This is a genomic window from Rahnella sp. CJA17(1/100) (assembly GCF_963881615.1).
Classification (GTDB): domain Bacteria; phylum Pseudomonadota; class Gammaproteobacteria; order Enterobacterales; family Enterobacteriaceae; genus Rahnella; species Rahnella aceris.
In genome coordinates, this window is record NZ_CAWOJA010000011.1 from 305,187 (window position 1) to 323,894 (window position 18,708).

An 18,708-nucleotide genomic window follows, 5' to 3' on the forward strand; every position below is an offset into this window, starting at 1 on the left:
AGCGGTTATTACGCGGAATAAGCGGTTCAGGGAGCGATTAATGCAGCAAAATCTGTGATTTAGATCACTTGGCCGGTTATGCCTGAAAGCCCGGGCATCGGCGTAACTTTTGTGGCAGAGCCGTGTTTTGACAGGTAAATTATTCATTTGCTAAATGATCCGAGGGATCAATCAACACATTCAGGGAGTTTTTATGAAAGGTAAGTTTCCGCAAGGCTTTATGTGGGGCGGGGCAACGGCGGCCAATCAGGTTGAAGGTGCTTACGATCAGGATGGCAAAGGGCTGTCCATCGTCGATGCGATTCCGGGTGGCAAAGCGCGTCTGAACATCGTTTCCTCACCGGAATTTGATTTCACCCTTGATCCTGCAAACTACACGTATCCCAATCATAAAGGCATCGGTCACTATCATCGCTTTCAGGAAGATATCGCGCTGTTCGCGGAAATGGGATTCAAATGTTACCGCTTTTCTATCGCCTGGACCCGCATCTACCCGAACGGTGTTGAACAGGAGCCTAACGAAGCCGGGCTGAAGCATTACGATCAGGTGATTGACGCCTGTATTGCACACGGTATCGAACCGGTGGTCACCATTTCCCATTATGAGATGCCGTTGCATCTGGCTACCGCGTTTGGCGGCTGGAAAAACCGTGAACTGATTGGTCACTTCGAGCGTTTTGCCCGCACAGTGCTGATCCGCTTTGGTCATAAAGTGAAGTACTGGATGACTTTCAACGAGATCAACAGCGCGGCACATTTCCCGATCATGAGTCAGGGGCTGACGGTGAAAACCGGCGCACTTGAGGCGCAGGCGAAATTCCAGGCGTGGCATAACCAGTTTGTCGCCAGCAGTCTGGCGGTCAAAATCGCCCATGAAACCAACGCACAGATTCAGATTGGTTGCATGATCCTGTTTGCCACCAACTACGCTTATGACTGTAATCCGGTCAATCAACTGGAAACCCTGAAAGAGACGCAGGCGTTTAATTTCTACTGCGCCGACGTGCAGGCCGGTGGTAAATATCCGTATTACGCCAAAAGTTTGTGGAAGTCTCAGGGTGTTGAACTGGATATTCAGCCGGGTGATTTAGCGCTGATTAAAGAACATACGGTGGATTACATTGGTTTCAGCTACTACATGTCTTCAACCATCAACAAAACCAATCCTGATGCGGTTTCGGCGCAGGGCAACTTGCTTGGCGGCGCGCGCAATCCGTTCCTCGAAGCCAGTGAATGGGGCTGGGAAATCGATCCGGTCGGCCTGCGGATTGCCCTCAATCAACTGTACGATCGCTATGAAAAGCCGTTGTTTATTGTCGAGAACGGGCTGGGCGCCGTCGATAAGCCGGATGAAAACCACTTTATTGCCGATGATTACCGTATCAACTATCTGCGCCAGCATATTCAGGCGATGGCTGAAGCCATTGACGACGGCGTGGAACTGATGGGATATACCCCGTGGGGATGTATTGATCTGGTGAGTATGTCTACCGGTGAGATGAGTAAACGCTACGGTCTGATTTATGTCGACCTCGACGATAAGATTTCCGGCACCGGTAACCGTTACAGGAAGAAATCGTTCCACTGGTATCAGAAAGTGATCGAGACGAACGGCGCAGATATCAGCTGATATTCCCCCGCCAGGTTTGAAAACAGTCCGGGTGATAGCCGGACTGTTTTCACCGACCTTAAGTCAGCAAGTCATCGAAGACGCTGGCGCTGATTTTCGTGAGCGTGGCGAACGTGAGTGGCATTCATCAGAGGCTGTTTCCTTTCCTCGTGGCTTGCATGAATAATTTCACCTCGCCACTGGTAAGTCTGAATATCGGGTTGTGTAAGCGGGAGAAAGCATCTCCCGTTTCATCGCCCAGTTTTTTTCAATACCCTGCCCTGCAAACCAGATCTTTCCTTTCCCGGAGTTATTTAATTTATCGATAGCCTCCATTAACGCTGCACTGTTTTTTCGTGGAGCGTTATCGTCAAATAAATTTAGCTGCGCTACTCCATTACTGAAAAAATCAGCCAACATAACGCCAGCCTTCATATATTGATGGCCATCAACCCATATTCTCTTCAGGGAGTTTGTGGCCGAATTTATAATGTCACGAGTATCATTAGAAGGGGTCAGTAGCTTCATGGATGCTTGATTTCCATAGTATGTTTCATTATGTGCGTGTGGGCTGGTATGAAGGAAAACACTAACGAAACGGCAGAACTGGCGCTCACTACGTAGTTTTTCTGATGCTCGCTCAGCATAGTCACAAATGGCTTGATGCATATCCGAATACTGAGTTATGCGGTTGCCAAAAGATCTACTGCAGATGATCTGTTTTTTTTTTGGTGCAAACTCTTCCGGTTCAAGACATTGTTCACCTCGAAGTTCACGAACAGTCCTTTCGAGAACAACACTGAAGTGTTTTCTTATTACCCATAATGAGCTTTCAGCCAGGTCAAGTGCTGTATTAATACCCATTGAATTAAGTTTCTTACTAATTCTCCGACCAATGCCCCAGACATCCTCAACAGAGATAATTGCCAGTAGCCTGCGCTGACGTTCAATATTCGATAAGTCGACAATGCCACCAGTGCCACGCCATTTCTTGGCTGCATGGTTAGCTAACTTTGCTAATGTCTTTGTTTGTGCAATACCAACCCCCACAGTTAATCCTGTATTTTTAAATACTCTATTTCTCATTTCATGACCGAAGCAATTTAGGGGCATGCAATTTATTACCCCAGATAAATTAACGAAGGCTTCGTCTATTGAGTAAACTTCGATCGAAGGAGACATTTCAGTTAGCGTCTGCATAACTCGCTCACTTAGATCGGCATAAAGTGCATAATTAGAACTGAATACATAAACCCTGGAGCTATATGCATTGTTTTTTATTTTAAAAAATGGCTCACCCATTTTAATACCAAGGGATTTTGCCTCGGCTGAGCGAGAAATAATACAGCCATCGTTATTGGAAACGACGACAACAGGCTTCCCCTGCAAGTCTGGCCGAAAAACAGTTTCGCAAGAAGTATAAAAACTATTTACGTCGATGAGAGCGAACATAATTATTTATGCGCCTTAATACTAAAAATGACCACTCCGAATATTTCTAATTCTTCTGCATTTTGAAATGAAATCGAAGAATAATCATCGTTGTGAGGTACTAGCTGTAGATAAGGATGAGTACGAAGTTCTTTCACGGTGAATTCACCTGAAACAGCAGCAATAACAATATCGCCATGTACGGCTGAAAGCGAGCGATCCACCACTAAAAGATCCCCATCACTGATGCCGGCGCCATGCATAGACTCCCCGCTAACTTTTATGAAGTAAGTGGCACTCGGATGTCTTATCAGCAATTTGTTGAGATCCAGTCTGTCCTCGACATAGTCCTGCGCTGGGCTCGGAAAGCCACAGGGCACTTTCTCAGAGAAGAGAGGAAGCATGACTGGTTGAGAAGCCTCAGTTGGTCGAATGAGCTGCATGATGTTGATCCCGATATACTGTGTTTATATACAGTATTGCTGAATGCAGCTAAGGATCAAGAAACTTGTGAAGCGATTCCTGAAAGTGCTTGAAGTGTCTGTTAATTTAGTTTGTGTGGTATCCAATATAGTTTTGTTGCCTGACTTAAACTCAGTTCAGCGAAACCGTAGCACTCTGACGGTAAGTCACCTCGGTCCCTGCTCTTCGATGAAGAACTGGCTTTCGGCACGTAATAAGAATGCAGTTCAGTCCACACAGTTCTGATTCAGGATCCATGATGAGACAGTCCTGAGCGCCCCGGGCGAATATGAGTATCTCCCTGACAGCAGAAAAAGTCCCTGTTTCCACAAAGGCCACTGAGAAGCAAGTTGATAATCAAACCATTCGCTTCGTAAAAGTCCGTGAGTTGCCCCCGGCAACTGCCTGATACAGCGGGGAGTGCCCGCTGGTAGTGCTTTGGCCCAGACCGCGGCTGTTTCATCAGCGTCTACATTCCGGTCATCCTGGCCCATCAGAATTAATACCGGAGTATGTGTACCGGAAATATCTTTCGTCGCATCAGCCAGGGAATTCCTGCGTTCGAAGTCCTGGCGCGTACATTGGGAGTGGCAGGGGAGAACCGCTGCTTCTTCTGTAAACTGGCGGTCAAAAACCACGGCTTCATGTTTTTTAGCATCCTGAATATCATTCAGGGAGCGACCTTCGACTTTAAGTCGTTGCCCTGTATAGTATATGCCCTGATTACGCCAGTTTATCGCCGCACCTATCAGCACAACAAACTCAGTTGTTGTCAGTTGGCTCGCCTGCGGTACAACCCAACCTGCCTGCGAGAACCCAAGATAACCTCCGCGACTTTTTTTCAGTTCCGGCTGTTCTCTCAGTTTTTTTAACGCCAAAACCGCCTCCTCTGCGCGATCTGACATTGTCTGTGCCAGCCAGTTACCTGTACTTTTATCCACACCAGGTTTATCCCATGAAAAAACGGCAATTCCCTGTGAGACAAGGAATTTAACTAATGGAATATATCCACCTTCTGACCAGCGGTCCTGAGGTCCGTCTCCATGAACTAAAAGCACAAACGGAGGAGAAACCTTACCTGGAGGCATAATCAACGTCCCCATCAGAACATCGTTATTATGCTTAAAAGATATAGAACGTTGTTGCCCGTACCCTGAAAGATCGAAATCATATAATCGGCTAAGCAAAAAAATAATGAGAACGACAATCATAATTGAAAATGACACAATATATTTAATCATGTATAGCTCTTTATAATTTATAAAATTAAATATCAGCCGACTTTTTTAATACTTTATAGAACAGGATGTCAATGACTTAAAATTCGAAGCTCCTGACAGTAATAATCTCAGTGCTGCTGTGGGCGTTAACTTCCACTTCAGGGATGAACAAATGGAAATTAAGTGAGATTTACCAACAGTAACTGGCGGAGCTTCACCGCTATTTATCCTTAAAGCGCATCGCCAGCCACTGAGCATGCTGCTGCGTCACCAACAGTTGATCATCTTGCTCGCGCCACTGAATATCCCCCTGGCTAAGACAGCGCCTGAGCTGCTCCAGTGATGCTACCTGGAAACAGAGCGCCACCATTTTCGCCGGTGCCTGCGCAGCGACAGGCGGAAGCGCGAATTCCAGACGTGCTTGTTGATGAGTGATAATACGCAGGCAGCAGGTCCCTGAATCAAGCACATAACCACCGTTGGCCTCCGCGCGGGCCTCCACACTGAACAACTGGTGATACAGCGCCAGCGTCTGTTCAGGTTGAGGCGAGGCAATAACGAAGGCAGACAGCGCTTGCACGCCATTAGGATGTACCTGCCAGGCGGGCTGCCAAACGGCCTGCGGCGTTTGATGTTCGCAGAAAAAACTGAAGCCGTATGCCAGGGCGCTGGCGCGGATCCGCGAGATGCAGAACCGGGCCTCAGTCTGGCTGCCGTCCGGCAATATCACCGGGCGTGAGAAGCGGGTCGGCGGTTCGCCATCGAGTTGACATTGCCGGAGGTGCTGCCATACCGCATGCGCATCCCGGGTTTTCCAGACCAGTCCGGCAAGGCCTGGCGCAACGTTCCACAATCCTCGCGAGTCTGTCTGACTGGCAGGCTCATAACCTAAAAGTTCCAGATAGTTATCTGCAAAGACGGCCAGATGGTTACTGGAGCCCATCGAATGGTGCCCCCGTGTACTGAGCTGAAATCCCATCCGCTGGAACAGGCCTTGCGCCTGATCCAGTTCTTCATCGACATTAATCACCGCGTGATCGATAACCGGGGTAATCGGCATAGTGTCTTCCTTCTGTTCTTTTTACTGATCCTGTCAGGCGGCACGACCGCCAAAATAGAGTTCGCGCATACGGGGGTCGTGTAGCAGGTCCTGCGCGCTGCCCTCCATCGCCACTTTCCCCAGCGCCAGAACATAGACCCGGTCGGAAATGTGCAGTGCCTCCATAGCATTCTGCTCGACCATTAAAATGGTCACTTTTTCCTGGCGGCGAATGGTTTGTATGGCGCTAAAAACTTCCGTAAGCATTTTCGGTGACAGCCCGGCCGAAGGTTCATCGAGCAGCAGTACTGCGGGTTCAGGCATCAGAGCCCTTGCCAGCGCGAGGATTTGTCGCTCGCCGCCGGAAAGCGCTGACGCGGGTGATTGCCATTTTTTATGTAACACCGGGTAATTTTCCGCCAGTTGCGCCATTCGCTGCTTACGTTGGCCTGGCGGTAAAAATTGTCCCCCGGTTTGCAGATTTTCTGCCACGGTCAGATTGTTGAAGACGTTGTCCAGTTGTGGGACAAACCCGAGTGAGCATTCACGGATTTTCCGGTGCACCGGAATTTTTGCCGTTTCGCATCCATCGATTTCAACCCGCCCTTCGCGGGGGGAGACAAATCCGGCAATCGATTTCAGCAAGGTGGATTTGCCGCAGCCATTTGGCCCCAACAGCGTCACGATTTCCGCCTGTTCAACGTGCAATGAAATACCGTGCAGAATATCAATCCCCGGGGTATAACCGGCGACCACGTTTTCGAGGGTAATCATACGGCCTCCTGCAATGTTGCGGTGCTTTGCCCTAAATAGGCATCCAGTACTTGCTGGTTCTGCGCCAGTTCATCCGGGCGGCAACTGGCGACAATCTGTCCGCGATCCAGCACGATGCAGCGCTGGCACAGGGTGTTTATAAAATGCATATCGTGTTCAATAACCAAAAGTGAAATACCCTGACGGCTCAGGTTGACCAACGTTTCCACCAGCTCCTGGCGTAATTTCGGGTGCACACCGGCCATAGGCTCATCCAGCATCAGCAGCGTCGGTTTACCCATCAGCGCGCAGGCAATACCCAGTAGTTTTTTCTGTCCGCCGGAAAGCGCCGCAGCAGGCAGATCTTTAACTTTGGTTAACAGCAAGGTATCCAGTAATTCGCTGGCGCGGGTTCTGTCTTCCTGTTCGGCTTTACGCCCGGAAGCCAGTCCCAGCAGACCGTTGAATAACCCGTGCTGACGAGTACCGGCAGTCATCACGACTTCCATCACGCTCATCTTTTCCGGCATGACGGGGAGCTGGAAGGTGCGTGCAATGCCAGCCTGGATGATCCGGTGGCTGGGCTGACGAGTAATGGACTGTCCATCAAATGTGATGCTGCCGCCATCCGGCCGGTTAAACCCGGAAATGGTGTTGAGCAGCGTACTTTTACCGGAACCATTCGGCCCGAGCAGGCCAAGAATCTCCCCCTTTTCCAGCGTAAATGATACGGATGTCAGTACCTGGTTGCCGCCAAAGGATTTGCTGATGTCAGCCACTTCAAGCAAACGGCTCATGAGAAAGTCCTTAATTTTTCCGGTAACAGACCACCTGGCCGTGTGAGCAGACACAGTAATAAAGCCAGACCCACCAACCCCAGGCGTAGCGCGCCAGTCAGGTCTGAACTGATGTGGAAATAGTCTTTTGCAAAGGGGATAAAGTTATACAGCCCTTCCACCAGCAACACGCCCAGCAACACGCCGCGCACATTGCCAATACCACCGATCATCACCATGCTCCAGATAAGAAAGGTTTCCGACGAAAGCAGGTAATCCGGGCTGACATAATCGGTGTACCAGGCCAGTAACATACCGGCCAGACAGCACATCACAGCACTGCTCATCAACGCCCGGCATTTCAGCCACGGCAGCGCATAGCCCATGCAGATTGCTAACTGAGGTTGCTCGCGCATCAGGCGCAGCGCCCGCCCAAACCGGCTGGCGCCGATACGCAGGCTGGCGAGCGTGGCGACGATGACGCTGAACAGAATAATGATCGCGAAGATACGTGTATCGGTGACGGTATCACCGGTCGACCAGGGCGAAGACAGGCCGCCAATCCCCTGCGCGCCGCCCGTCAGTGCGTCTTCATTGACGACGGCAATGCGGATGATTTCAGCCAGCGCCAACGTGGCAATGCCCCAGTAGTCCGCCGTTAGCTGACGCCCCAGCAACGCCATCAGCGCGCTGATAACAATGGCACACAATAACCCGGCCGGGATCACCACCCACAGCGGCAACCCAAAATTGTTTCCCAGACCGACGGCATAAGCGCCGGTTCCGACAAACACAATGTGACCGAAATTCAGCAAACCGGCGTAACCTGCCTGTAAATTCAGGGCAAGCGCGATAATGGCATAGATCCCGGCAAGGCAAAGGATATGCAGTAAAAACTCAGACACGGCGGACCTCCCGGTTAAACAGGCCATAAGGACGCAGTAACAGCGCCAGCAGCAGAATGACAAACGATGAGGCGTTCACCCAGGTCACCGGGATAAACAATAAGTCGCCGCCGAACAGCCAGCTCCAGTCGATATTGGTCACGAGGGTTTCGGTTGCAGCGATAAGAAGTGCACCAAAAATGGCACCCATTGGATTTCCCAGCCCGCCGAGAATGGCGGCAGCGAGCACCGGCAACATCAGATCATTGCCCTGGTTGACCCATGCGCTGGCATTCATCGCCAGCATACTGCCTCCCACAGCGGCCAGCATTCCAGCCAACAAGTTGACGGTGTGGATAATTGCGCTGGCATTTAACCCGGAGGCTGCTGCCAGATCCCGGTTACTTGCCAGCGCACGGATAGCGCGACCTTGCGGCGTACGAAACAGCAACAGGCTGAACACCACCACCAGCGAAATCGTGACGCCAAGACCCCAGAGTTCGTCAGAGGAGATTCGGGTGTCCCCAACCTGCAAGAGCGCACCCACAGGCAGGGAATAATTCACCGGGGCCGACCCCTCAACCCCGAGAACCAGTGCGATCAGCACCATCGATACTGCAAGCGATCCGATCATGGCGTTAGCGGTACCGCTTTTCAGCAGTGGCTGATAAACCCAGTGATGCAAAATCATGGACAGCATGCCGCAGACCAATGCAGAAAACACGATTGCCAGAGCCAACGGCATGCCAAGACGAAGCCCGGCGGCGGTGATAAATGAACCGACCATGGCATATTGCATATGAGCGATGTTGGCGAACCGTACCAGCCCGTAAACCAGGCTTAATCCCAGCGCGACCAGCGACAAATCCGCAGTGCGAATCAATGTATCAATCAAAAACTGCAGCATGGTTTTTCCCCGATGATGTAGCGTGAACTGGCAAGATAAAGCGGCTCGTTACCGGGGAACCGGTACGCCATTAAACGCTTTCACTTTCAGGTAGGGCTGAGACATACGCTGGTTATCGGCATCCAGATTTAATGTACCGGTAATGCCGGTAAAGCCAGGCGCAACGGTTTTCATTGCCGCGATCATGGCTGCCGGATCGGCACTGTGCGCTTTGTCGATAGCTGCCGCCGCCAGCATTACGCTATCCCAGGCATAGCTACCGTACACAGAGCGAGGTTTCTCATGGAATTTTTTCTGGTACAGCTCAGCATAATTTACGCCGTGACCACCCGACGTTTTCTGGTCAATACCTGCGACTTCCATACCAACCTGCCCGTTGGTGTACTGCGCCGGGGAACCTTCAACGGCCATGGTTAAATACATGCCATACCAGGGCGTTTTATTCAGACCCAGCTCCCAGGCCTCACGGTTCAGCACAATGGCATCCTGGCCGTAGCTGGTGTAAACGTAGGCTTGCGGATGAGCGCGAGAAATTTGTTCCAGCTCGCGGCGATAAGAAGGCTGACCGCTGGCATAGAGCACTTTGGCGACCACTTTGCCCCCGGCTTTTTCAAACGCGTTGGTGAACTGCTTCGCCATACCCTGACCGTAAGCACCATCCGGGGCGATAAAGGCCACTTTGCTGTAACCGAGCTGGCGCACATCTTCTGCCGAGAAGCTTGCGGAAAGAGAATCCAGGCCAATAACGCTCCAGGAGGTAGCGCCGATTTTGCGGATATCGGTGCTGGTACCGGAAATATTGATGTGCAGCAGATTGTTCTTCACCAGATATTGCCCAACCGGAATGGTGACACCAGAGGAAAAACTGCCCATCACTAAAGGGACATGGTTAACCTGAGTTAACTTACGTACGGCATTCAGGCCTGTAACCGGGCTTTCGGCGGAATCTTCCACGATCACATGTAATGGCTGACCATTAACGCCGCCCTGGGCATTAACCTGTTCAACCGCCAGTTCAATACCACGACGCTGATCTTCACCAATGCTGGCGCTGGTGCCGGTTAAGGGCAAAATTGCACCCATGTTCACATCGGCCTGCGCCGTACGCGCCAGACCAAACAACGTCATACCTGCCAGTGTTGACAGCATCATGCCTTGCCCGAAACGATTTTTCATGTTGGTTCTCCGGTTTGCTGTTGCCGGCTTCTGAGGCCGGTGTTTTGTCGCCTGCGCAAATGTGCACAAGCCTGCCTGGTAATGCCGAAAAAGAGCGCACTAAAGTGAATATATAAGTGCATACACTTGTGTATTAAGCAAAGACGATGCCAGATAACAGGACGTTCCCGGTATCAAGTGCTTATTTCAGGTTAAACGAATGCAAATTCATGAATAAATACAATGGAATCGAAAATATCTAAAAAACTTTCGTTTTCATTTTTATCAGGGTCAATAAAAATATCTGTGTGCATAAGTGAATACACTTTGAATCATTTTAGTGCAATGCTGCCGTAAAATGGTGCGGGGAAAATCCATAAGAATAAATAAGATGAAAAATGCTTATAAATGAGTAATTTTTTAATTAAAGAAAAGTGTATTCACTTTTGTGTTGAGTTGTTTTTTTTGCTGTGCTATCTATAAAAACATTACGTGAAATAATCTTTGCCGCATTTTTATTTTCGTGCTGAGCATGCGGTAAATTAAGGGGTTAATGTGGTTATCATAAAAAAGAAATCCCGTAGCGCTGACAGTGTGGAAAAGGTCTACGAGAAAGTGAAAGGCATGGCGATTGATTACTACTTTCGTCCCGGCGAACGGGTGAATGAAGTTGAGCTTGCGGCACAACTGGGGGTCTCGCGTACGCCGGTGCGGGAAGCGCTGAACCGTCTGGCAAAAGACGGCTTTATGAATTTTGTGCCCAACCGGGGTTTTTACTCCCGTGACCTGACGCCGGAAGGTGTCCGCGAACTTTATGAGGTGCGAATGGTTATAGAGCAATCGACCTTTCGTTTCGCCTGCCTGCGGGCAACAGATGAAGAGATCGCTATGACCACAGCTATCTGGGAAGAAGTGAGCCAGCATCGCCCGGCGCAAACCGAACAGGATTGGGCGAAGATTGCGGAAATTGATGAGCGTTTCCACATGGAAATAGCCCGTATTTCCCATAATAGTCGGCTCTATGAAATGCTCGATAGTCTGAATTCGCTGAGCCGCTTTTTCCGGCGTATCGATCTCGAAACGCCCGTGCGCAGGAACAATGCCTATGACGAGCATGTCGAAATTATCGCAGCATTACGCCAGCGGAATATCGAAAAAGGCGTGGTGCTGATTGAGCAACATATTTCATTGAGTGCCGAGCACGCGGTTGAAGTCACAAAAGAAGGGCTTGCCAGGATTTATTTTGGGAAGCCCTGAGCCACTCTTTTCATTAGGTCCAAAACGATAATTTAATCAGCTACCAGAGGGCATTACGCGTTCCGGTAATTCATTCACAGCGTCATGCTGCGGCATTGTGCCGGGAAAATGTAGAGGATATATGCGCTCCATTCCCGAAGAGATTATTCAACAGGCGATTATCTGGCGACGTGAGATCCACACGCGCCCGGAGATTGGCTTACAAGAATTTCATACTTCCGCGAAAATCAGCAGCCTGCTGCGCCAATATGATCTTGAAGTGCATACCGGCATTGCGGGTACCGGCGTGATGGGTGTTCTTCGCAATGGCGAGGGGCCGTCAATAGCCCTTCGCGCTGATATTGATGCATTACCCATCCAGGAAAACAACGCTGTTGCATGGTGCTCTTCCTCGCCAGGCATGATGCACGCCTGTGGACATGACGGGCATACCGCCATTTTACTGGGGGCGGCGCGCTATCTCAGCCAGACCAGAGCGTTCAACGGGACGGTGTACTTTATTTTTCAGCCTGCGGAAGAGAATGCCGGCGGCGGGCGTTTAATGGTGGAAGAAGGGATCTTTACGCGCTTTCCCGTTTCTGCGGTTTATGCGCTGCACAACTGGCCGGGGCTGCCGGTGGGGGAAGTGGCCGTTAGCACAGGCCCAATGATGGCTTCGCAGGACAATTTTTTTATCACGCTGACTGGCGTGGGATGCCATGCGGCGATGCCGGAAAAAGGGGCCGATCCGGTGCTGGCCGGCGCACACCTGATTACCGCGTTGCAAACGATCATGACGCGCCGACTCTCTCCGCTGGACAGCGCCGTGATCAGCGTGACGCAACTCCAGGCCGGGGAAGCAATAAATGTCGTCCCGCAGACAATGCAATTGTCCGGCACGCTGCGTTGCCTGAGCCAGACGGCCAGAGCGCGCTGCCAGATTCTGCTGGCGGAGTATGTCGAACAGCTCGTCGGGCCATTTGGCGTCAGTGGCAGCATTCGCTGGGAATACGGTTACCCGGTAACCGTCAACCATGCGCAACAGGCAAAAATTCTGGCGGATGCCGCACGCCACGTCCAGGGGATCACGCAGGTCCACACACAGTTATCACCCTCAATGGCGGCAGAAGATTTCGCCTATTTTCTGGAAGCCTGTCCGGGCGCTTATTTGTGGCTGGGGGCCGATGGCCCAACGCCGGGCGCGGCATTACATAACCCGCATTACGATTTTAATGACCAACTTATCGCACCTGGCATCGGTCTTTGGGTATCGCTGGTGGAGAGGTCATTGGGTCCTGTTTCTGTTACTTCTGAGGATTAACTATGAGCCATATCCACTTTATTGGTGCTGGTCAAATGACCGAAGCGATTCTGCGCGCCGCCTTAAAACGCGGCGCATTAAACCCGGACGAGGTCAGCTTATCGGATATTGATCCAGAGCGAATTGAAACGCTGAAAGCGCGCTATGAGTTGAGTAATACACAAGATTTGCCAAACGCTCTGGCCGCAGCGGATCACATCGTGATTGGGGTACGTCCGCAGGATAATATTGCTGATGTCGCACAACTGATTAAGCAGCATGCCGCGCCACAGACGTCAGTCATTTCTATTATTGCTGGCGTAACGCTGACCCAGTTGTCTTTGATGCTGGGCGAGTCACGCCCGATTACGCGTATCATCCCGAATACGCTGACGGATACCGGGCTGGGTTACAGCGGCGTGGCGTTTAATGCTTATGTTAACAGCGCGTCCGTAATGCCGTTTCTGGAAAGTTTCGGCAAGGTGATGGTGCTGGAAGAACGGTTGATTGACGTCTTCACCGGTTTTGCTGTCGCTGGTGTCAACTATGTCTATTATTTTGTCGAAGCGCTGGCGGACGCCGGTGTCCTTGCCGGATTAACCCGGACTCAGTCAACGCAAGTGGTGTGGGAAAACCTGGTGGGCGCGGTTGAAATGCTTAAGTTATCCGGGCGCCATCCGCGCCAGTTGATGGATATTAATAACTCTCCGGCAGGGGTTGGCATTAATGGTTTATATGAGTTGAATAAAATTAATTTCGCCGCTGGTCTGCAAAGCAGCGTTCTGGCTGCGGTACGTCGTACAACGGAGCTTTCTGGTCAAAAATAACACTATTTTTTAACAAGGGTGGTCTATGACAGCAATTTCAACGTGTGGCTGCCATGCTGAAGGATGTAGCTCATCTGCGTAAAGCCATCAATGTGCGTGACAACCCCTGGCGAAGAATTTGATTGACAGATCAGGCCACTTTGCGGCGAAACATCCAGTACGCCGCTGAGCCTGTTATCGCTGCAATCACCAGTAGCGGCCACAGGCTTCCCCATACAATGTCCAGACTCGCATCTTTCAGGTAAATTTGTTTTGTGATGTCCGTGAAGTGCCGGATAGGATTTATCCACGTCAGATTTTGCAACCACACGGGCATGTTCTCTACCGGTGAGACATAGCCGGAAAGCAGAATCGCCGGCATCATAAAGACAAATACGCCAATAAATGCCTGCTGCTGCGTCGAACTAAGTGCAGAAATCAGCAGCCCGAATCCCACCAGCGAAAGCCCGTAAATCAACATGGTGAAGTAGAACAGTAAGACCGAACCAGAGAAGGGGATTTGATAACCCCATATTCCCACACCGAGCACAATAGTGGCCTGCGCAATGGCGACAATCTGCGCGGGTACGGCTTTACCAACAAATATCTGCCAGGTGGCAAGCGGCGACACCAGGAGCTGGTCGAGCGTGCCTTGTTCACGTTCACGAGCAACGGACAGTGAAGTCACAATCATTACGCCGATGGTCGTTATCATGGCGATAAGCGACGGCACCACAAACCATTTGTAGTTCAGGTTTGGGTTATACCAATTGCGTATTACCAGCTCACTGTTATTCGACTTCGGTTGACCAGTCATGAGTTCTAGTTGGTAGTTTTTCACGATTTGCTGCAGGTAATTGGCGGCAATCTGCGCACTGTTCGAGTTACGACCGTCAAGAATAATTTGCAGTTTAGCTGGCTGATTGCTTGCCAAATTTCGCGAGAAATCCGCAGGGAAGTGGATCAGCAGCAGCGCTTTTTGTTTATCGAGGGTTGGCTGGATTTCCTGCGGGCTTTTTAACAGCAGCAGATGGCTAAAAGCTTTGGCGTGTGCAAAACGTTGCGTCAGTTCCACGGAATGGCTGCCATTGTCTTGGTTGTAAATCGCGATGGTGGCGTTAGTGACCTCAAGCGTGGCGGCAAACGGGAACAGAATCACCTGCAACACCACCGGCAAAATCAAAATGGTACGGGTTTGCGGCTCGCGCAGCAGGGATTGCAGTTCTTTGCGAATTAATGTCCAGAGTCGATGATACATAACTTTCCCTTAATCCAGACGACGTTTGGTCTTCAACGCCGTCAGGCCGATAAACATCACCGCCGAGACAATGAGACACAGTACGTTAACTATCAGCACCGTGGAGATATTTCCCGCGAGAAACAGGGTTTGCAGGGTATTCACGAAGTAGCGCGCCGGTATGATATAAGTCACTGCGCGGATAATCGCTGGCATGCTGTCGATCTGGAAGATAAAGCCCGAGAGCATGATGGAAGGTAAAAATGCAGCATTCAGCGCCACTTGAGCGGCGTTAAACTGGTTGCGAGTGATAGTCGAAATCAGCAGACCCATACCAAGCGTACTGAGCAAAAACAGACTGGTAATCAAAAATAACAGTAGCAGCGAACCGCGATAGGGTACGCCGAGAATAAATACCGAAACCACCATACACAGTAGCATTGCCAGCATGCCGAGCACATAGTAGGGGAGCAACTTGCACAGCAACAACTCGGTACGTGTTATCTGCGTTGAAAGCAGGGCTTCCATAGTGCCTCGTTCCCACTCACGCGCCACGACCAGCGATGTCAGAATGGCACCGATAACCGTCATAATGATGGTTATCGCCCCCGGAATAATGAAATGCTGACTGATCGCAGCAGGGTTAAACCAGTAACGCAGTTGCACATCAATCAGTGGCTCGACGCTTTCACCCCGGCTCTTCGCGCGCTGCTGTTGCCATACCTGCCAGATCCCTTCGACATAGCCCTGCACAAAGTTTGCGGTGTTCGGTTCGCTGCCGTCGGTAATCACCTGAACCGGCGCTGTAGCCCCGGCGCGCGCCATGTTCTGCGCAAAGTCTGTAGGGATAATCACTATGCCGCGGATTTTTCCCGCCTGCATGAGCTGAATCAGTTCGTGGCGGTTATCGCTGATGGTCGGCTGAATGTAGGGCGAAGCGCTGATGGTATGAGCGAAACTCAGCGCTTCTTCGCTTTGCTGTTCCAGCAGAATCCCCACGTGCAGGCGGCTTGAATCCAGGTTGATGCCAAAGCCGAAAATAAAAAGCAGCAGCAGGGGGATCACCACAGCAATCAACCAACTGCTCGGGTCACGCGCAATCTGGCGCGTTTCCTTCACGCAGAGGGCGCGTACTCGCCTCCATGAGACTATTTTATGCTCACTCATGCGTGTGCTCCTTATCCCACTTGTTTATCAGCGTAATAAATGCCTGTTCCATGGTTGGGTCGACCTGCTCGTCGTCTGCCGCCTGCTGTTTGAGATCGTCCGGCGTGCCGCTGGCGATAAGCTTGCCACGATATACCAGCCCGATACGGTCGCAATATTCCGCCTCGTCCATAAAGTGTGTGGTGACCATCACGGTTACGCCTTTTTCAACCATGTCGTTGATGTGCATCCAAAATTCGCGCCGTGTAATCGGGTCAACACCAGACGTGGGTTCATCAAGGAACAGAATATCCGGCTCGTGCATCAGTGAGCAGGCCAACGCCAGGCGCTGCTTGAAGCCGAGTGGCAGGGAATCTGTCGGGCTGTTAAATATCGGCTGGAGGTTAAACGCTTCGCTCATACGGGAAATTTTGTCGTCCTGCGCCTTGCCGTGCAGCCCGTACACACCTGAGAAGAAACGCAGATTTTGTGCAACCGTCAGGTTGCCGTACAACGAAAACTTCTGTGCCATATATCCCAGATGCTGACGGGCCTTACCGGAGCTGGTTTTCAGATCCATATCCAACACCAGCGCCTTGCCAGAGGTCGGCACTAGCAGCCCGCACATCATTTTAAACGTCGTGGATTTACCCGCGCCGTTCGGCCCAAGCAGCCCGAAGATCTCGCCGCGCTGTACGGTAAAATTGACCTGGTCAGTCGCTGTGAAATCACCAAATTTCTTTGTGAGCTGTTTGGCTTCAATCACCGTTTCTTCGGAACTGCCTTCCACCGTATGCAGTATTTTTCCTAGCGGTGATTCCTTCGTGCCGGTGCCCCCCAGCAGTTCGATAAACGCATCTTCAAAACGCGGGACGGTACGCGTTATTTGCTCCAGAGACAGATCCAATGCTTGTGCCAGCTCTTCTATAGTGGCGTCTTTTGCCAGTATCAGACGTACGGAACGCCCCTGGATCACACCGTCGCTCACCTGCGGCAATTTCAGCGCCCGCTGAAGCAGCTTGCGGTTGTTTTCTCCCCCATGACTCACCAGCAGCGAACGCCCGGCCATTTTCTGCGTCAGCTCTTTTGGTGCTCCGTGATACAGCAGCTCGCCTTCGTTCAGCAGTAGCACCTCGCGGCACTGTTCAGCTTCGTCGAGGTACGAAGTACTCCATAGGATCAGCATCCCTTCACCTGCCAGTTCGTGCACCATCTGCCACAGCTCGCGTCGCGAAATGGGGTCTACGCCGACACCGGGCTCATCGAGCAGCAGAACCTTAGGCTGGCCGACCAGTGTACAGGCGAGGCCTAGCTTCTGCTTCATACCGCCGGAAAGTTTACCGGCGAGGCGCGAGGTAAAGGGACCGAGGGAAGTAAATTCTAGCAGCCGCGCAAATGTTTTTTTACGTTCCTCGGCCGTCACTCCACGCAGGTCTGCGTACAGAGTGAGATTTTCCATTACCGTCAGATCTTCATACAGCCCGAATTTTTGCGGCATGTACCCTACTACGGCGTGTAGGGCACTGCCATCTTTGATTGGGTCGAGGCCTATGACCTGTGCGCTTCCCCCGCTAGGTTTCATCAAGCCTGCCAGCATACGCATTAGCGTGGTTTTCCCTGCGCCGTCAGGCCCCACCAACCCGGTGACTTCCCCCGGGTGGATTTCACATTCAAGGCTTGCTACCGCGGGTTTACCCAGTTCAGGGAAGTTTTTCATCAGCCCCTGCAAGCGGATGATGCCGCTGTCATAGCGGGTCATGCTGGGCACCATTGTTAAAACTTACGGTGACCGGCATACCCTGACGCAGCGAATCGTCGGCATCGGTCACGATAATGCGCAGGCGATAGACCAAATCGGTGCGCAGATCGGGCGTCTCAACCGTTTTAGGGGTGAACTCCGCGGTAGGAGAAACAAAGCCAATTTTGCCGTGATAGGGCTTTTCGGGACGCCCGTCGGTATAAATCTGCACTTCCGTACCCGGCTGTACATTGTAAAGACTCACTTCATTCACATAAGCACGTACCCACACCGGGCGCGTAAGGGAAAGTGTTAATACCGTGTTACCCGCGTTGAGCATGCTCCCTGGTTCAACGGCGCGAGTAAGCAATGTGCCGGCGGATGGGGCGGTAAGCGTGGTGTCCTGTAGATCCAGCTGCGCCTGGGAGAGCTGTGCTTTAGCCTGTTGCAGACTGGCCTGTGCCTGGGCAATCTCTTGTGGACGGTTACCGTTGCGGTACTGACTGAGCTTATCGCGCGCGGCTTTCAGCGTAGCTTTTGCCTGATCGCTTGATGAACGGGAATTTTCCAGCTCATTTGCAGCAATCATGCGTCTGGCCCACAGCCCCTGTTGGCGCTGGTAAAAATTCTGGGCATAGTCATAGGCAGCCTGCGCCTGATTCACCTGCGCGGCCACCTGGGCAATTTCTTCGTCACGGTAGCCGGCAATAATCAAATCAAATTTCGCTTGTGTCGCTGCAACGTTTGCTTCCGCCTGTTGCAAGGCGTTTTGATACGGGCCTTTGTCCAGTTCCCCGAGCGTTTCCCCTGCCTTGATTGAATCGCCTTCATCGACCTGCAACGTAGCGAGGCGACCACCGACGCGAAAGCTCATGTTCACTGTGCGAATATCCACATTCCCGTAGAGCGTTAATGGCTTTTCCTGCTCGCTTTGATACCACATCCAGCCGCCAAAACAGCTGACCAGCAACGCAATAACAACGAGCACAACCATGGGCCTTTTATTTTT

The 18,708-nt window shown here is 51.4% G+C and carries 17 protein-coding genes; 4 read left to right on the top strand and 13 right to left on the bottom strand.

The window, feature by feature from the left end:
• Positions 1-193 precede the first annotated feature (193 nt).
• On the top strand, positions 194-1,630 hold the full coding sequence (locus tag AACU55_RS07715; RefSeq protein ID WP_134705357.1) for a glycoside hydrolase family 1 protein: 1,437 nt from the start codon (positions 194-196) through the stop codon (positions 1,628-1,630).
• A 168-nt stretch (positions 1,631-1,798) separates the two neighbouring features.
• On the opposite strand, the gene umuC is transcribed toward AACU55_RS07715, so the two are convergent.
• The 9 genes from umuC to AACU55_RS07760 all read right to left on the bottom strand — a co-directional run bounded on the left by umuC (position 1,799) and on the right by AACU55_RS07760 (position 10,257).
• Entirely contained in the window at positions 1,799-3,061 is a 1,263-nt protein-coding gene (gene umuC / locus AACU55_RS07720) for a translesion error-prone DNA polymerase V subunit UmuC (RefSeq protein ID WP_134705358.1), read from the bottom strand.
• A 2-nt stretch (positions 3,062-3,063) separates the two neighbouring features.
• Positions 3,064-3,483 (bottom strand): translesion error-prone DNA polymerase V autoproteolytic subunit, encoded by a 420-nt coding sequence (umuD, locus tag AACU55_RS07725; RefSeq protein WP_013578148.1) that lies wholly within the window; start codon positions 3,481-3,483, stop codon positions 3,064-3,066.
• 246 nt (positions 3,484-3,729) lie between these two features.
• Entirely contained in the window at positions 3,730-4,743 is a 1,014-nt protein-coding gene (locus AACU55_RS07730) for an alpha/beta hydrolase family protein (RefSeq protein WP_119262313.1), read from the bottom strand.
• Between the two features lie 199 nt (positions 4,744-4,942).
• Positions 4,943-5,782, bottom strand: coding sequence for a VOC family protein (locus AACU55_RS07735; RefSeq protein ID WP_131637483.1), 840 nt, complete (start codon positions 5,780-5,782; stop codon positions 4,943-4,945).
• A 33-nt stretch (positions 5,783-5,815) separates the two neighbouring features.
• Positions 5,816-6,535: an ABC transporter ATP-binding protein gene (locus tag AACU55_RS07740; RefSeq protein ID WP_013578151.1), complete on the bottom strand. Its 720-nt coding sequence runs from the start codon at positions 6,533-6,535 to the stop codon at positions 5,816-5,818.
• Positions 6,532-7,311, bottom strand: coding sequence for an ABC transporter ATP-binding protein (locus tag AACU55_RS07745; RefSeq protein ID WP_014416680.1), 780 nt, complete (start codon positions 7,309-7,311; stop codon positions 6,532-6,534). Before AACU55_RS07745 ends, AACU55_RS07740 begins: the two co-directional genes overlap by 4 nt.
• Positions 7,308-8,195, bottom strand: coding sequence for a branched-chain amino acid ABC transporter permease (locus AACU55_RS07750; RefSeq protein WP_037032835.1), 888 nt, complete (start codon positions 8,193-8,195; stop codon positions 7,308-7,310). Before AACU55_RS07750 ends, AACU55_RS07745 begins: the two co-directional genes overlap by 4 nt.
• Positions 8,188-9,081 (bottom strand): branched-chain amino acid ABC transporter permease, encoded by an 894-nt coding sequence (locus AACU55_RS07755; protein WP_013578154.1) that lies wholly within the window; start codon positions 9,079-9,081, stop codon positions 8,188-8,190. The genes AACU55_RS07750 and AACU55_RS07755 overlap by 8 nt, the downstream gene beginning before the upstream one ends.
• Positions 9,082-9,129: 48 nt before the next feature.
• Positions 9,130-10,257: an ABC transporter substrate-binding protein gene (locus AACU55_RS07760; protein WP_013578155.1), complete on the bottom strand. Its 1,128-nt coding sequence runs from the start codon at positions 10,255-10,257 to the stop codon at positions 9,130-9,132.
• Between the two features lie 534 nt (positions 10,258-10,791).
• On the opposite strand from AACU55_RS07760, the gene AACU55_RS07765 reads away from it, so the two are divergent.
• The 3 genes from AACU55_RS07765 to AACU55_RS07775 all read left to right on the top strand — a co-directional run bounded on the left by AACU55_RS07765 (position 10,792) and on the right by AACU55_RS07775 (position 13,599).
• A complete protein-coding gene (locus AACU55_RS07765) occupies positions 10,792-11,493 on the top strand; it encodes a GntR family transcriptional regulator (protein WP_134705359.1) in 702 nt (233 codons plus the stop codon).
• Between the two features lie 121 nt (positions 11,494-11,614).
• Complete coding sequence (locus AACU55_RS07770) at positions 11,615-12,793, top strand: M20 aminoacylase family protein (protein ID WP_037032838.1); 1,179 nt, start codon at positions 11,615-11,617, stop codon at positions 12,791-12,793.
• Between the two features lie 2 nt (positions 12,794-12,795).
• Entirely contained in the window at positions 12,796-13,599 is an 804-nt protein-coding gene (locus tag AACU55_RS07775; protein WP_037032840.1) for a pyrroline-5-carboxylate reductase family protein, read from the top strand.
• 130 nt (positions 13,600-13,729) lie between these two features.
• On the opposite strand, the gene AACU55_RS07780 is transcribed toward AACU55_RS07775, so the two are convergent.
• From AACU55_RS07780 to hlyD, 4 genes are read right to left on the bottom strand one after another with little or no spacing between them, the layout of a single operon-like run.
• On the bottom strand, positions 13,730-14,836 hold the full coding sequence (locus tag AACU55_RS07780; protein WP_013578159.1) for an ABC transporter permease: 1,107 nt from the start codon (positions 14,834-14,836) through the stop codon (positions 13,730-13,732).
• Between the two features lie 9 nt (positions 14,837-14,845).
• Entirely contained in the window at positions 14,846-15,982 is a 1,137-nt protein-coding gene (locus AACU55_RS07785) for an ABC transporter permease (RefSeq protein WP_037032844.1), read from the bottom strand.
• Positions 15,975-17,720, bottom strand: a complete 1,746-nt coding sequence (locus AACU55_RS07790; RefSeq protein ID WP_112151410.1) for an ATP-binding cassette domain-containing protein — start codon at positions 17,718-17,720, stop codon at positions 15,975-15,977. The genes AACU55_RS07785 and AACU55_RS07790 overlap by 8 nt, the downstream gene beginning before the upstream one ends.
• On the bottom strand, positions 17,707-18,693 hold the full coding sequence (gene hlyD / locus AACU55_RS07795) for a secretion protein HlyD (RefSeq protein WP_371687418.1): 987 nt from the start codon (positions 18,691-18,693) through the stop codon (positions 17,707-17,709). The genes AACU55_RS07790 and hlyD overlap by 14 nt, the downstream gene beginning before the upstream one ends.
• Positions 18,694-18,708: the final 15 nt, after the last annotated feature.